The 12873-nt window shown below is 64.8% G+C and carries 13 protein-coding genes and 1 pseudogene; 12 read left to right on the top strand and 2 right to left on the bottom strand.

Annotated elements, in window-relative coordinates:
- Both HHL15_RS19355 and benC read right to left on the bottom strand, forming a co-directional pair.
- Positions 1-908 (bottom strand): annotated as a pseudogene (locus tag HHL15_RS19355) (indolepyruvate ferredoxin oxidoreductase family protein); the annotation flags it as partial.
- A gap of 229 nt (positions 909-1137) precedes the next feature.
- The gene (gene benC, locus HHL15_RS19350; protein ID WP_169147444.1) at positions 1138-2148 is read right to left on the bottom strand and encodes a benzoate 1,2-dioxygenase electron transfer component BenC; all 1011 of its coding nucleotides are present in this window, start codon (positions 2146-2148) and stop codon (positions 1138-1140) included.
- 385 nt (positions 2149-2533) lie between these two features.
- On the opposite strand from benC, the gene HHL15_RS19345 reads away from it, so the two are divergent.
- The 12 genes from HHL15_RS19345 to HHL15_RS19290 all read left to right on the top strand — a co-directional run bounded on the left by HHL15_RS19345 (position 2534) and on the right by HHL15_RS19290 (position 12873).
- Entirely contained in the window at positions 2534-3463 is a 930-nt protein-coding gene (locus tag HHL15_RS19345) for a catechol 2,3-dioxygenase (protein WP_169147443.1), read from the top strand.
- A gap of 58 nt (positions 3464-3521) precedes the next feature.
- Positions 3522-4979, top strand: coding sequence for a 2-hydroxymuconic semialdehyde dehydrogenase (locus HHL15_RS19340; protein ID WP_169147442.1), 1458 nt, complete (start codon positions 3522-3524; stop codon positions 4977-4979).
- A gap of 17 nt (positions 4980-4996) precedes the next feature.
- Entirely contained in the window at positions 4997-5779 is a 783-nt protein-coding gene (gene dmpE, locus HHL15_RS19335) for a 2-oxopent-4-enoate hydratase (protein WP_169147441.1), read from the top strand.
- Positions 5780-5795: 16 nt separating this feature from the next.
- Positions 5796-6584 (top strand): 2-oxo-3-hexenedioate decarboxylase, encoded by a 789-nt coding sequence (dmpH, locus tag HHL15_RS19330; RefSeq protein WP_169147440.1) that lies wholly within the window; start codon positions 5796-5798, stop codon positions 6582-6584.
- A gap of 45 nt (positions 6585-6629) precedes the next feature.
- Positions 6630-7973, top strand: coding sequence for an MFS transporter (locus HHL15_RS19325; protein ID WP_169147439.1), 1344 nt, complete (start codon positions 6630-6632; stop codon positions 7971-7973).
- A 203-nt stretch (positions 7974-8176) separates the two neighbouring features.
- Positions 8177-9487 (top strand): nitrous oxide reductase family maturation protein NosD, encoded by a 1311-nt coding sequence (locus tag HHL15_RS19320; protein ID WP_169147438.1) that lies wholly within the window; start codon positions 8177-8179, stop codon positions 9485-9487.
- Entirely contained in the window at positions 9468-10379 is a 912-nt protein-coding gene (locus tag HHL15_RS19315; protein WP_206198860.1) for an ABC transporter ATP-binding protein, read from the top strand. The genes HHL15_RS19320 and HHL15_RS19315 overlap by 20 nt, the downstream gene beginning before the upstream one ends.
- Before the next feature lie 13 nt (positions 10380-10392).
- A complete protein-coding gene (locus tag HHL15_RS19310) occupies positions 10393-11208 on the top strand; it encodes an ABC transporter permease subunit (protein WP_169147455.1) in 816 nt (271 codons plus the stop codon).
- Positions 11205-11729 carry a nitrous oxide reductase accessory protein NosL gene (locus tag HHL15_RS19305; protein WP_169147437.1) on the top strand — a complete coding sequence of 175 codons (525 nt, stop codon included), beginning with the start codon at positions 11205-11207 and terminating at the stop codon, positions 11727-11729. Before HHL15_RS19310 ends, HHL15_RS19305 begins: the two co-directional genes overlap by 4 nt.
- Before the next feature lie 3 nt (positions 11730-11732).
- A complete protein-coding gene (locus tag HHL15_RS19300; RefSeq protein WP_169147436.1) occupies positions 11733-12005 on the top strand; it encodes a hypothetical protein in 273 nt (90 codons plus the stop codon).
- Complete coding sequence (locus HHL15_RS19295; protein WP_169147435.1) at positions 12002-12376, top strand: toxin-antitoxin system TumE family protein; 375 nt, start codon at positions 12002-12004, stop codon at positions 12374-12376. The genes HHL15_RS19300 and HHL15_RS19295 overlap by 4 nt, the downstream gene beginning before the upstream one ends.
- The gene (locus HHL15_RS19290; protein WP_169147434.1) at positions 12373-12873 is read left to right on the top strand and encodes a nitrous oxide reductase accessory protein NosL; all 501 of its coding nucleotides are present in this window, start codon (positions 12373-12375) and stop codon (positions 12871-12873) included. The genes HHL15_RS19295 and HHL15_RS19290 overlap by 4 nt, the downstream gene beginning before the upstream one ends.

The raw sequence follows: 12873 nt of genomic DNA, 5'->3' as shown, positions 1-12873 counted from the left end.
TCCAGGCCCATCTCGAGGAAGGCCTGCTTGAGGTCGTTGTAGGTCTTGCCGGCGGTGAGGATGCCGAGCCAGGCGTCGCGGTTCTCGAAGACGATGTTGTTGAGCTTGTTGGCGCGGGCGTAGCGCTTCACCACTTCGAGGCGCCGGGTGTAGAGGGATTGCTCCATCTCGAGGGCGTCGGCGCGCACGTTCATGCCGAGGTTCATGCGCGGGGTGAACAGCTGGCCGTCGAATTCCAGGTCGGGGGTGACGAAGTTGAGCCGCTCGGGGGAGACCAGGGCGCTGCCGGTGCCGTCGGCGACGTTGGTGACGATCTTCATGCCCATCCACACACCGGCCATGCGCGACAGGTTGTAGCCGTGCAGGCCCAGGTCGAGGATCTCCTGGACGTTGCCCGGGTAGAGGGAGGGGATGCCGACGTGAAAGAGCATGGGTTCGCTCTGGCTGGCGAGGGACGAGCTCTTGCAGCTGGGGTCGTCGCCGACGATGGCGAGCACGCCACCGTTCTTGCCGATGCCGGTGTAGTTGGCGTGTTTGAGGGCATCACCGGAGCGGTCCACGCCCGGGGCCTTGCCGTACCACAGGCCGGTGACCCCGTCGAACTTCTGGCCGCCCACGGTGTGCAGCATCTGGGTGCCCCACACGGCGGTGGCGGCCAGGTCTTCGTTGATGCCGTCCACGAAGTGGATGTTCTGTTCGAGCAGGTGTTTCTGCTGCTTGATCAGCGCTGCGTCCAGCATGCCTACCGGGGAGCCCCGGTAGCCCGAGACGAACATCCCGGTCTTGAGACCCCGACGCGCGTCCGTGCGCACCTGGTCCAGCGTCAGCCGCACGATCGCGTCTATCCCACCCAGGTTGATGATGCCGGTCTCCTGGGTGAATGGGTTGGTCTTTGTGGTTGATGACATCGGTGACCCCTCAACTGTTTATTTGCCCGGGAGCCCGGCAATCTGGCCGCACGCTCCCGGCGCATCGATTAGCGTGCCGAGCAGGCGCGCAAACAGGCGCCCATCAATCGGCATGACAGGAACAGGAACCCCGCACGCACGCGGTCCACAGGCCAGTGGCCTGGGGAAGGGACGCGTAGCGGAAAGAACAATCGGATACCCATGTGATAGAGATGGGTATCCTCAGCGTTCAGGTGCTGGCAGCAAACTTCTCGTAATGGAAGGAGGCAGACTGGACGTTGCGCTCCTTGAGAAAGCCGGAAACGGCTTCGACCATCGGCGGGGGGCCGCAGAGGTAGATGTCCACATCGCCGTCATTGAGCTGGGCCGGTTCGATGTGCTGGGTCACATAGCCCTTGCGGGGCTGGACACTGCCCGCATCGACTACACAAACCGCGTAGGTGAAGTTGGGCAGGATGGAAGCGAAGGCTTCGAGACGATCAATCTCGACCACGTCACGGTCGGTATTGACGCCATAGATGAGGTGGATGGGATGAGCGCTGCCACCGCTGGCAACGATCCTGTCGAGCATTGCCAGGAAGGGAGCCAGGCCGGTCCCCCCCGCGAGCATCAACACGGGCCGGCGGATCTCCCTGAGATAGAAGCTGCCGAGCGGCCCCACCAGCTGCATGTCCATGCCCGGCGCGGCCTGGCCGCTGAGGAAGCCGCTCATCAGGCCACCAGGCACATTGCGGATCAGGAAGGACACCACCCCCTCCCTCACCGTGGAACTGAACGAATAGGCGCGGTGGACACCATGGCCGGGCACCTGGACATTGGCGTACTGGCCGGGCAGGAAGCTCAGCTTGTTCAGCTCGCTCCCCTCCAGGATCAGGGAGAAGGTGCTGTCTGAAAGACGGCGCACTTCCCGGACCTTTGTCGCATAGCCACCCTGCTTGGTATTGCAGACCGCCGACGAAGCCGGCACCAGCACGACACAGTCGCTCTTCGGACGCATCTGGCACGTCAGCACATAGCCCTCCTTGGCCTCGGCTTCGCTGAGGGCATCCTCGATGTAGTCCCCCATGACGAACTCACCCACCTCGGCAAAGCACTTGCAGGTCCCACATGCGCCGTCACGACAGTCGATCGGCACGTTGATGCCCTGTCTGTAGGCGGCATCGGCAACAGTCTCCGAAGGGCTGCAGGTAATGAAGCGGGACACCCCGTCCTCGAAATTCAGGGCAATCGTATAACTCATAGTCTTGTCTCCATTGGGCGTAGCGTGTCGGCTGCCCGCCTGATCCTTATTAGTCACTTCCCGAGACCTTGAAATACTGGTGCACAGCCTGTGCCCGGTATCCGACATGAAGATGATAGAAGCCCCACACAGCGGGGATATATCCGCTTTCTTCGCGATTTATATCCATTCTGCAGAGCGCACGGCTTCATTGATAAGCGGATATCGATCCCCAACAAACCGGATATTGCCGTTACGGCAGTAAATCTAATCTTGTCCGGGAAGACGGTCGGCCGCCCTCCCTAGTCCGGGCCTCCTCCCATCCGGGTCCGGATACGGCGCAGACCGTCTTCATCAGAAGCTGCACATAACAAACAAAACACCATCACAACAGTGAGGAGACAAAATGACTACCACAGGCGTCATGCGCCCTGGCCACGTCCAGGTGCGTGCACTTGACCTGGATGAGAGCGTCGACTTCTATACCCGCGTTCTCGGCCTCATCGAAACCGGTCGGGACAGCTCGGGGCGCGTCTATCTCAAGGCCTGGGACGAGCGCGACCACCACAGCGTGATCCTGCGCGAAGCAGACTCGGCCGGCATGGACTTCATCGGATTCAAGGTCCGCGACCGCGCAACCCTGGAAAAGCTCGATGCCGACCTCAAGGCCTACGGCATAAGCACGGAGCGCCTGCAGGCCGGCGATCTTCTGGAAACCGGTGAACGCGTCCGCTTCACCCTGCCCACCGGGCACATCATGGAGCTGTATGCCGACAAGACCGATATCGGCAACGGCCAGCCCTACGTCAACCCCGACCCGTGGACACCCCAGGCGGAACAAGGCATTGCGCCCGTCCGCTTCGATCACTGCCTGCTCTACGGCCCGGACATCGAAGGCGCCCTCAAGCTCCTGACGGAAGTCCTTGGCTTCCATCTCGTCGAACAGGTCCTGATGGAAGATGGCGTGGCGCTGCTTGCCATCTTCGTCTCGTGCTCCCACAAGGCCCACGACCTGGCCTTCGTCCTTCACCCCGAGCCGGCCAAGCTGCACCACCTGTCCTTCCTGCTGCAAAGCTGGGAGCAGGTCCTGCGCGCGGCAGACATGATGTCGATGAACAAAGTGTCCATCGACATCGGCCCCACCCGCCACGGCATCACCCGCGGCACCACCATCTATGCCTTCGATCCCTCGGGCAACCGCTTCGAGACCTTCTCAGGCGGATATGACACCTACCCGGACCACAAGCCGCTGACCTGGACCTTCGAGGAAGTCGGGACCGGCATCTTCTACCACGACCGGAAGCTCAACGAGCGCTTCCTGTCCGTCGTGAGCTGACCCCACCGCAGTCCCCGCAGACGCTCCCTCCCTCCCCAAGAAACAGGACACCACGACAATGCAAAAAGAAATCCTCAACTTCATCAACGGCGAGTACGTCTCCACCGACCGCTGGTTCGAAAACCGCAATCCGATCAACAACGCCGTGATCGGCCAGGTCGCGGAAGCCGGCAAGGCCGAAGTGGATGCGGCGGTCGCCGCTGCCCAGGCCGCCCTCAAGGGCCCCTGGGGCAAGATGACCCTGAACCAGCGCGTTGATCTGCTCGAAGCCCTGGTCGCCGAGATCAACAACCGCTTCGACGAATTCCTGGAAGCGGAATGCGCCGATACGGGCAAGCCCCGCAGCCTCGCCTCCCACATCGACATTCCCCGCGGCGCCTCCAACTTCAAGGCCTTCGCCGACATGGTGAAGAACGTCTCCGGTGAGTTCTTCGAAACGGCCACCCCCGACGGCAGCACCGCCATCAACTACACCTACCGTTCCCCGGTCGGCGTGGTCGGCGTGATCTGCCCGTGGAACCTGCCCCTGCTGCTGATGACCTGGAAGGTCGGCCCTGCGCTCGCCTGTGGCAACACCGTGGTGGTCAAGCCGTCCGAAGAGACCCCCCGCACCGCCACGCTGCTCGGCGAAGTCATGAACAAGGTCGGGATCCCGAAGGGGGTTTACAACGTCGTCCATGGTTTCGGCCCGAACTCCGCGGGTGAATTCCTCACCACCCACCCGGACGTCAACGCCCTCACCTTCACGGGCGAGACCCGCACCGGCGAGATCATCATGAAGGCCGCCGCCAACGGCTCCCGCCCGATCTCCCTGGAGATGGGCGGCAAGAACGCCGCCATCGTGTTCGCCGATGCCGATTTCGACGCGGCCATCGAAGGCACCCTGCGCTCCTGCTTCGCCAACTGCGGCCAGGTCTGCCTGGGCACCGAGCGGGTCTACGTGGAACGTCCCATCTTCGACAAGTTCGTCGCCGCCATGAAGGCCGGTGCCGAGAACCTCAAGATCGGCGTCCCCGAGGACCCCGCCACCAACATGGGCCCCCTGGTCAGCAAGGAGCACCAGAACAAGGTGCTGTCCTACATGCGGATCGCCGTCGAGGACGGCGCCACCGTGGTCACCGGCGGCGGCATCCCGGACATGCCGGACCACCTCAAGGATGGCTGCTGGGTCCAGCCCACCATCTGGACCGGCCTGCCCGAGACCGCCCGCGTCATCAAGGAAGAGATCTTCGGCCCCTGCTGCCACATCGCCCCCTTCGACACCGAGGAGGAAGTGCTCGAGAAGGCCAACGACAACGTATATGGCCTGGCCACCGCCATCTGGACCACCAACGTGTCCCGTGCCAACCGCGTCGCCCAGCAGATGGAAGTAGGCATCGCCTGGGTCAACAGCTGGTTCCTGCGCGACCTGCGCACCGCCTTCGGCGGCGCCAAGCAGTCCGGCATCGGCCGTGAAGGCGGCGTTCACTCCCTTGAGTTCTACACCGAGCTCAAGAACATCTGCATCAAGCTGTGAGCGGGCGGAGCGAACCCATGGATACCGCAACCCTCGACGCCCTGGGCGACGAACTCTACGAGGCCTTGCGCGCGCGCCGGCCCATCCCCCCGCTGACCAGCCGCCATCCCGGAATGAGCCTTGCCGACGCCTACCACGTCCAGCAGCGCATGATCGCCCGCCGGATCGAGAAGGGCGAGCGGGTCATCGGCAGCAAGATCGGGGTGACCAGCAAGGCGGTGATGAACATGCTGGGCGTGGGGCAGCCCGACTTCGGCTACCTGCTCGACGGCATGGTTTACAACGAAGGCGAGTCGATCGCCATCGACACCCTCATCCAGCCCAAGGCCGAGGGCGAGATCGCGTTCCTGCTGAAACACGATCTGCAGGGTCCGGGGGTTACCGCCGCCGATGTGCTGGCGGCCACAGAGGGCGTGATGGCCTGCTTCGAGATCGTCGACTCCCGCATCGAGAACTGGCAGATCAAGATCCAGGACACGGTGGCAGACAACGCCTCCTGCGGTGTCTTCGTGCTGGGCGACCAGCTCGTCGACATCCGCGACCTGGACCTGAGCCTGTGCGGCATGGCCATGGAGAAGAACGGCGATGTCGTGGTGACCGGCGCCGGCGCCGCCACCATGGCCTCTCCCATCAACGCCGTGGTCTGGCTCGCCAACACCCTTGGCAGCCTGGGCATCTCCCTGAAGGCCGGCGACATCGTGCTCTCCGGCGCCCTCGGCGCCATGGTGCCGGTTGCAGCCGGCGACAACCTGCGCATTGCCATCGGCGAAATCGGCGGCTGTTCCGTCCGCTTTGTCTAAACAAGGATCCAACGACATGAACCTCAACGAAAAGACCATCGCCGAACTGGCCGAGCTCCTCGAGACCGCCGAACTGAAGGCCTACGAAGTCACCAAGATCACCGAAGCCCATCCCGACATGGACTGGGATGACGCCTATGCGATCCAGGCGGAGATCCTGCGCCGCAAGCTCGCCCGCGGCAACCGCGTCGTCGGCCTCAAGGCCGGCCTCACCTCCCACGGCAAAATGAAGCAGATGGGTGTCACCACCCCCGTCTTCGGCTGGCTCGTGGACTACTTCAGCGTTTCTGATGGCGGCGAAATCCGCCACGCCGACCTGATCCACCCCAAGGTCGAGCCGGAGATCGTGTTCGTCACCAAGAAGGCCCTGAGCGGCCCTGGTTGCCATATCGGAGCCGTGCTGGCCGCCACCGACTTCGTGATGCCCGGCATCGAGGTGATCGACTCCCGCTACAAGGACTTCAAGTTCGACCTGAAGAGCGTGATCGCCGACAACTGCTCATCCACCCGCTTCGTGCTCGGCGGAAACGCAGTGCCCGTGACGGGTCTCGACCTCCGCACCCTCGGAGTCGTGATGGAAAAGAACGGCGAACCCGTCGCCATCGGTGCCGGCGCCGCAGTCCTCGGCCACCCTGCAGCCGCCATCGCAGAGCTGGCCAACCACCTGGGTGCCCGCGGCGAGGAGATCCCCGCCGGCACCACCATCCTCTCCGGCGGCGTCACCGAGGCCATCTCCGTCGCACCCGGGGATCACATCAACTTGCGCATCCAGCAGCTCGGCTCAGTCAGCGTCCGCTTCGTATAAATCAAAAAAAAGCGCAAGGCCCCTACTCAACAGAGGAGACATTCCATGCAACAGATTGATGTCAACAAGCTGGCCGACAAGTCCAGCTTCAATGGCTTTCACGGCCTGGTCCTGTTCTGGTGCGCCGCCATCATCGTATTCGATGGCTACGACCTGGCCGTTGCCGGCATCGCCCTGCCTTCGATCATGAAGGAAATGGGCGTCAGCCCGACCAATGCCGGCTTCATGGTCAGCTCGGCCCTGTTCGGCATGATGTTCGGCAACATCATCTTCGGTGCCCTGGCCGACCGCATCGGACGACGCCTGGTCGTCTCGATCTGCGTCATCCTGTTCAGTGTGTTCACTGCGGCAGCGGGCTTCACCCATGACCCGATCTCGTTCAGCGCCATGCGCTTCCTGGCTGGTATCGGCATCGGCGGGGTGATGCCCAACGTCATCGCCGCCATGACCGAGTACTCGCCCCTGCGCCTGCGCAGCACCCTGGTGACCCTGATGTTCAGCGGCTACTCCGTGGGCGGCATGCTGGCGGCGCTGCTGGGCAAGGGCCTGATCGAGTCCTACGGCTGGCAGGGTGTCTTCCTTGCCGCCGGCGCCCCCGTGCTGCTGGTGCCGTTCATCCTCAAGCAACTGCCGGAGTCGATGGCCTTCCTGATCAAGAAGGGCCGGACCGAGGAGATCAAGCACATCCTGACCCGGATGGCGCCCTCCTACAAGCCTGCACCGGGTGATGTGTTCGTGATTCCTGAAAAGAGCAAGAGCGCTTCCAATGGCTCCTTCGGCAGCCTGTTTACGGATGGTCGCGGCTTCAGCACCGTGATGTTCTGGGTCACCTGCTTCATGTGCCTCTTCATGGTCTATGCCCTCAGTTCATGGCTGACCAAGCTGATGGCTAGTGCCGGCTACAGCCTGGGCTCGGCCCTGACCTTCGTGCTGGTCCTCAATTTTGGCGCCATGCTGGGCGCGGGACTCGGCGGATGGATGGCGGACCGCTTCCATATCAAGTACGTGCTGGTCGGCATGTACCTGGTCGCCGCGGCCTCGATCACCCTGCTGGGCTACAAGATGCCCACCGAGCTCCTGTTCCTGGTGGTCGGCATCACTGGCGCCTCGACCATCGGCACCCAGATCGTGACCTGCGCCTATGCCAGCCAGTTCTACCCGGTTGCCATGCGCACCACCGGGGTGGGCATGATGCTGGGCGTCGGCCGGGCCGGTGCCATCACAGCCCCGATTCTGATCGGTGTTCTGGTCGGCATGGAACTCCCCCTGGAGAAGAACTTCCTGGCCATTGCCATTCCCGCGGCAATCGCTTCCCTGTCCATCCTGCTGGTCAACCACGGTCAATCCGACCTGGTGCATAACAAGGCGGCCCACGCCCAGAGCTCCTGACCTGAAGATCCGGCCCGGCGCGCTCATCGGGGCGCCGGGCCGGGCCCTCACCTGCTTCACCCTCACCTGCTCCACCCTTGCATCCTCAGACCCTCCCCCTGCTCCTCCAATCGTGCATCCACCGGAGGCACAACTTCACCTGAATCAAGGCGGGATCCCGGACGGCGCGCCACACTGGCGCCAATTCCGACAGCTGATCCCCGATGCTCCACCGTCCGCTCCGGCGCCTCCCTGCCCCGCTCCGTCCGCTGCCCCGCCTGCTCGCCACTCTGGCCCTGCCGGCGGCACTACTGGCGTCGTCTCCGGCTGGCGCTGCGGACTGGCTGGTCAAGCCGGGTGAGTCGATCCAGGCAGCCATCGATCGCGCCGCCCCCGGTGATACGGTCCACGTGGCCCGCGGCATCTACCGGGAAAGCCTGCGCATCACCCGGCCCCTCAGCCTGACGGGCCAGGACCGGCCCACCATCGACGGCGGCGGCAAGGGCGACACCATCCGCGTCAGCGCCCCCGACGTACACATAGAAGGCCTCATCGTCGCCAACTCCGGCGCCGACCTCGGCGAGCAGAATTCCGGCATCTACCTGCGTCCCGGTAGCCACCGGGCCCGGGTAACCCGCTGCGACTTCAGCTACACCCTGTTCGGGCTGTGGATCGAGAAGGCCGACGACGTGGTGATCGAACACAACCTGATCACCGGCAAGCGGGACCTGGACTCCTCCCAGCGCGGCAACGGCATCCAGCTCTACAACACCACGGGTGCCCGCATCGAAGGCAACAACATCAGCTTCGTCCGCGACGCGATCTATGTGGACGTCTCCCACAAGGCCATCTTCCGTGGCAACCGCATGCACCACAGCCGCTACGGAACCCACTACATGAACTCCTACCACAACCTGTGGGAGGACAACGACACCTACTTCAACCGGGGCGGACTGGCCCTGATGGAAGTGCGCGACCAAGTGGTGCGCAACAACCGGGCCTGGGGCAACACCGACCACGGCATCATGCTGCGCACCATCCAGGACGCCGTGGTGGAGAACAACGTGGTGGCCGGCAACGCCCGTGGCTTCTTCATCTACGACGCCGAATACAACACCCTGCGGGGCAATCTGGTGGTGGACAACCAGGTTGGCGTGCATCTGTGGGCCGGATCGGTGCGCAACGTGGTCGAACGCAACGACTTCATCGCCAACCGTGAGCAGGTGAAGTATGTCGCCGCCCGGGATGAAACCTGGGGTGCCAAGGAAGGCAACCACTGGAGCAACTACCTGGGCTGGGACCGCAATGGCGATGGCCGCGGCGATGTCCCCTACGAGGCCAACGACCTGGTGGACCGCCTGTCGTGGCGGCACCCCCTGCTCAAGCTGCTGCTGGCCAGCCCGGCCATTCAAACCCTGCGCCTGGTGGCCCGCCAGTTCCCGCTGCTGCGTGCACCGAGCATCGTGGACCCGGCCCCTCGCATGCGTCCCGACCATTCCGACTGGAGACACTGGCTTGGCAAGCAACATCGTTGACGCCCGCGGCGTCACCAAGGACTTCGGCCCCGTGCAGGCCGTCAAGGGGGTGGACCTGTCCATCGTCCCGGGCGAACTGTTCGGCCTGATCGGCCACAACGGCGCCGGCAAGAGCACCCTCTTCAAGATGATGCTGGGACTCATCCCGGCCAGCAGCGGCCAGATTCACCTCGACGGCGAGGCCGTGGGCGGACCGCGCTTTCGTGACGTACGGCGGCGCATCGGCTACCTGCCCGAGAACGTGGTGCTCTACGACAACCTCACCGGCCTGGAGACCCTGCACTTCTTTGCCGACCTCAAGACCGTACCACGCAGCAGTTGCACCGTGCTGCTCGACAAGGTCGGGCTGGGCCATGCCCGGACCCGCCGGGTACGCGAATACTCCAAGGGGATGCGCCAGCGCCTCGGCTTTGCCCAGGCCCTGCTTGGCCAGCCACGCCTGCTCTTCCTCGACGAGCCCACCACCGGCCTCGACCCCGAGGCCATCCGCGACTTCTACCGGATCCTGCGGGAGCTGCGCGACGACGGCGTGACCATGGTCCTCACCTCCCACATCCTGGCCGAGATCCAGGAGCGGGTGGACCGCCTGGCCATCATGGAGGACGGCCGCATCCGCGCCTGCGGCAGCGTGCAGGCCTTGCGCGAGGCGATGAACCTGCCGCTGACCCTCGAGATCGCCGGCGGTGCGGGCCTGCGCGAGCAGGTCACCCGTGTCCTGGCGGGCCTGGAGGTCGAGCGCATCGACGAGACGGGCAGCCTGATCCACATCCGCCTGCCCCGCGAAGCCAAGATGCCGGCCCTGACACGCCTGGCCACCCTGGGCGAAACCCTGCGCGACCTGCAGGTCCACGAACCCTCCCTCGAAGACGTGTTCTTCGGCTACCGGAACTGAGGCCATGTTCTCCATCGACTTCAGACAGATCGGCATCGTCGCCGGCAAGGAATTCCAGGACCGCATCCGCAACCGCTGGGTACTCGCCGTGGCCTTGGTGTTCACGGTGTTCGCCCTGGTCATCGCCTACTTCGGCAGCGCCCAGCAGGGCAGCGTGGGCTTTCACTCCATCGACGTGACCATCGCCTCCCTGGTCAGCCTGGTGATCTACCTGATCCCCCTGATCGCCTTGATCCTCGGCTTCGACGCGATCGTCGGCGAGCGGGAACGGGGCTCGCTGGAACTGCTGCTGACCCTCCCCATCACCCGCCGCGAAGTCATCCTCGGCAAGTACGCCGGGCTGGCCGGCGCGCTGACCTTCTCCACCCTGGCAGGCTTTGGTGCGGCCGGGCTGATCCTGTCGCCGCAGATCCGCCTCGACGCCCTCTTCCACTACGCCGGCTTCATGCTCTCGGCGCTGCTGCTGGGCCTCACCTTCCTGAGCCTGGCCCTGATGCTGTCGGTCTTCGCCGGCGACCGCACCCGCGCCTCCGGGCTGGCCATTGCCACCTGGTTCTTCTTCGTGCTGGTCTTCGACATGATCATCCTCGGCGCCCTCGTGCTCACCGCCGGCGAGTATGGCGGCGCCATCTTCCCCTACCTGCTGCTGCTCAACCCGGCAGACGTCTTCCGCGTGCTCAACATCTTCAGCCTGGATGAAGTCCGCACCCTCTACGGTCTCGCCACCGTCTTCCCCGAGGCCCTCAGCCATCCGGCCACCCTGGGCGGCGTGATGCTCGCCTGGATCATCGGCCCCCTCGCCGTGGCCATCTGGAGATTCGAACGATGAACACCCACCGCCTCCCCGGGCTCACCGTCGCGCTGCTCGCCTGCGCGCTGTTGCTCAGCGCCTGCGGCAAGAATGCCGAGGCCCCCGTCACCGCTCAGGACATCACCCAGGAGAGCTTCTGCGCGCTGGACGGCATGCTCCTCGCCGACTACCCCGGCCCCAAGGCGCAGATCCACTACAGCGGCCAGGCCGCCCCCGAGTTCTACTGCGACACCATGGAAATGTTCGCCCTGCTGCTCAAGCCCGAACAGGCCCGGCTGGTGTCCGCCGCCTTCGTGCAGGACATGGCCAGGGCGGACTGGAACATGCCCCGCGGCGCCTGGATCGATGCCAAGTCGGCCTTCTACGTGGTCGGTTCCAAGAAGCGCGGCGCCATGGGCCCCACCCTGCCGTCCTTCGGCAGCCGCGAAAGCGCACAGAAGTTTGCCGACGCAGAAGGCGGCAAGGTCCTCGCCTTTGCCGAGATCACCCCCGACATGACCCGCCTTGACGGCGGCGCCCTGCACGACAAGAGGATGTAAGCCATGGATCCCATCTACGGCGGCCTGGCCCCGGACGAAGCCCTCGAAATCGAAAAACTCGCCCGCCTGCTTTACGAGGTGCGCAGCGCCCGCGACGAAGTGCTGGCCCGCCTGGGTGCGGCCGACGACGCCCAGGCCCTCGCCTGCATTGTCGCCGGCGACATTCCCGAACACCCGGGCTACGAGGACTACCTGTCCGCCCGCATCCTGGCCGGCCTGACGGGCCAGATCCGGGCCGAACTCGCCACCCGGCTCGAAGAAGCCCAAAGCCGATGAACCTGCTCCTTGAACTCTCCCAGCGCCTCGAAGAGCACTACGGCCCGCAACTCGCCGGCCCCGTCGAGCCCCACCTGGACGCCCTCACCGTACATCTCTTCAACGGCGTGACGCTCGAAGCCCGCATTGCCGCGCCCAATGCCTACGCCTTCACCTGGACCTGGGGCGAGGCGCTGCTGCGCATCGACACGGCGCCACTGCACGACAACCTGGCCACCTTCCCCAATCACCTGCACGATGAAGACGGCCAGCTCCACCACGACCCGCTCACCCGCTGCGGCGCCGCCCCGTGGGAGAATCTGGCTGCGGTCCTCGAGGCAGTCCTCGCCGACCCCCTGCTCGAGAACCGTCTTTCCGGAGCCGTACCATGACCCAGCGCCTGCGGGCCGCCCTGCTCGCCACCACCCTGTTTGCCCTTGGTGCGGGAAGCAGCCTTGCCGCCGATCTCTCTCCCAGGGAGGTGGCGCGCAACACCCGCTGCCCCGTCTGCGGCATGTACCCCGCCCTGAGTCCCCAGTGGATGGCCCAGATCGTCTTCAACGACCAGAGCGCCAGCAGCTTCGACTCCCCGGTGGACCTGTTCCGCTTTCTCAACAACATGATCGTCTTCGACAAGCGTCACACATCAGCCGACGTGGGCGCGATCTGGGTGGCCGACTACGGTACCCGGGCGTGGACCGATGCGCGCAAGGCCTTCTACGTAAGCGGCTCCCAGGCCCGCGGCCCGATGAACGAGCCCAACCTGCCCGCCTTTGCCTCCCGTGCGGCAGCCGATGCCCACGCCAAGGCCCAGGGCGGCCGCGTCCTCACCTACCCGGACATCACCCGGGAGCTGATCAAGAGCCTCGGCAACGCCCACCAGCATTGA

Source organism: Zoogloea dura (assembly GCF_012927165.1).
Taxonomy (GTDB): domain Bacteria; phylum Pseudomonadota; class Gammaproteobacteria; order Burkholderiales; family Rhodocyclaceae; genus Zoogloea; species Zoogloea dura.
The sequence above is the reverse complement of the archived record's forward strand: the minus strand, read 5'-3'. Positions and strand labels throughout refer to the sequence as shown.

Coding starts and splice junctions, on each gene's coding strand:
- HHL15_RS19320 (WP_169147438.1), top strand. CDS start 8,177: ATGCTCCACCGTCCGCTCCGGCGCCTCCCTGCCCCGCTCCGTCCGCTG.
- HHL15_RS19300 (WP_169147436.1), top strand. CDS start 11,733: ATGGATCCCATCTACGGCGGCCTGGCCCCGGACGAAGCCCTCGAAATC.
- HHL15_RS19290 (WP_169147434.1), top strand. CDS start 12,373: ATGACCCAGCGCCTGCGGGCCGCCCTGCTCGCCACCACCCTGTTTGCC.
- benC (WP_169147444.1), bottom strand. CDS start 2,148: ATGAGTTATACGATTGCCCTGAATTTCGAGGACGGGGTGTCCCGCTTC.
- HHL15_RS19340 (WP_169147442.1), top strand. CDS start 3,522: ATGCAAAAAGAAATCCTCAACTTCATCAACGGCGAGTACGTCTCCACC.
- HHL15_RS19295 (WP_169147435.1), top strand. CDS start 12,002: ATGAACCTGCTCCTTGAACTCTCCCAGCGCCTCGAAGAGCACTACGGC.
- dmpH (WP_169147440.1), top strand. CDS start 5,796: ATGAACCTCAACGAAAAGACCATCGCCGAACTGGCCGAGCTCCTCGAG.
- dmpE (WP_169147441.1), top strand. CDS start 4,997: ATGGATACCGCAACCCTCGACGCCCTGGGCGACGAACTCTACGAGGCC.
- HHL15_RS19345 (WP_169147443.1), top strand. CDS start 2,534: ATGACTACCACAGGCGTCATGCGCCCTGGCCACGTCCAGGTGCGTGCA.
- HHL15_RS19305 (WP_169147437.1), top strand. CDS start 11,205: ATGAACACCCACCGCCTCCCCGGGCTCACCGTCGCGCTGCTCGCCTGC.
- HHL15_RS19325 (WP_169147439.1), top strand. CDS start 6,630: ATGCAACAGATTGATGTCAACAAGCTGGCCGACAAGTCCAGCTTCAAT.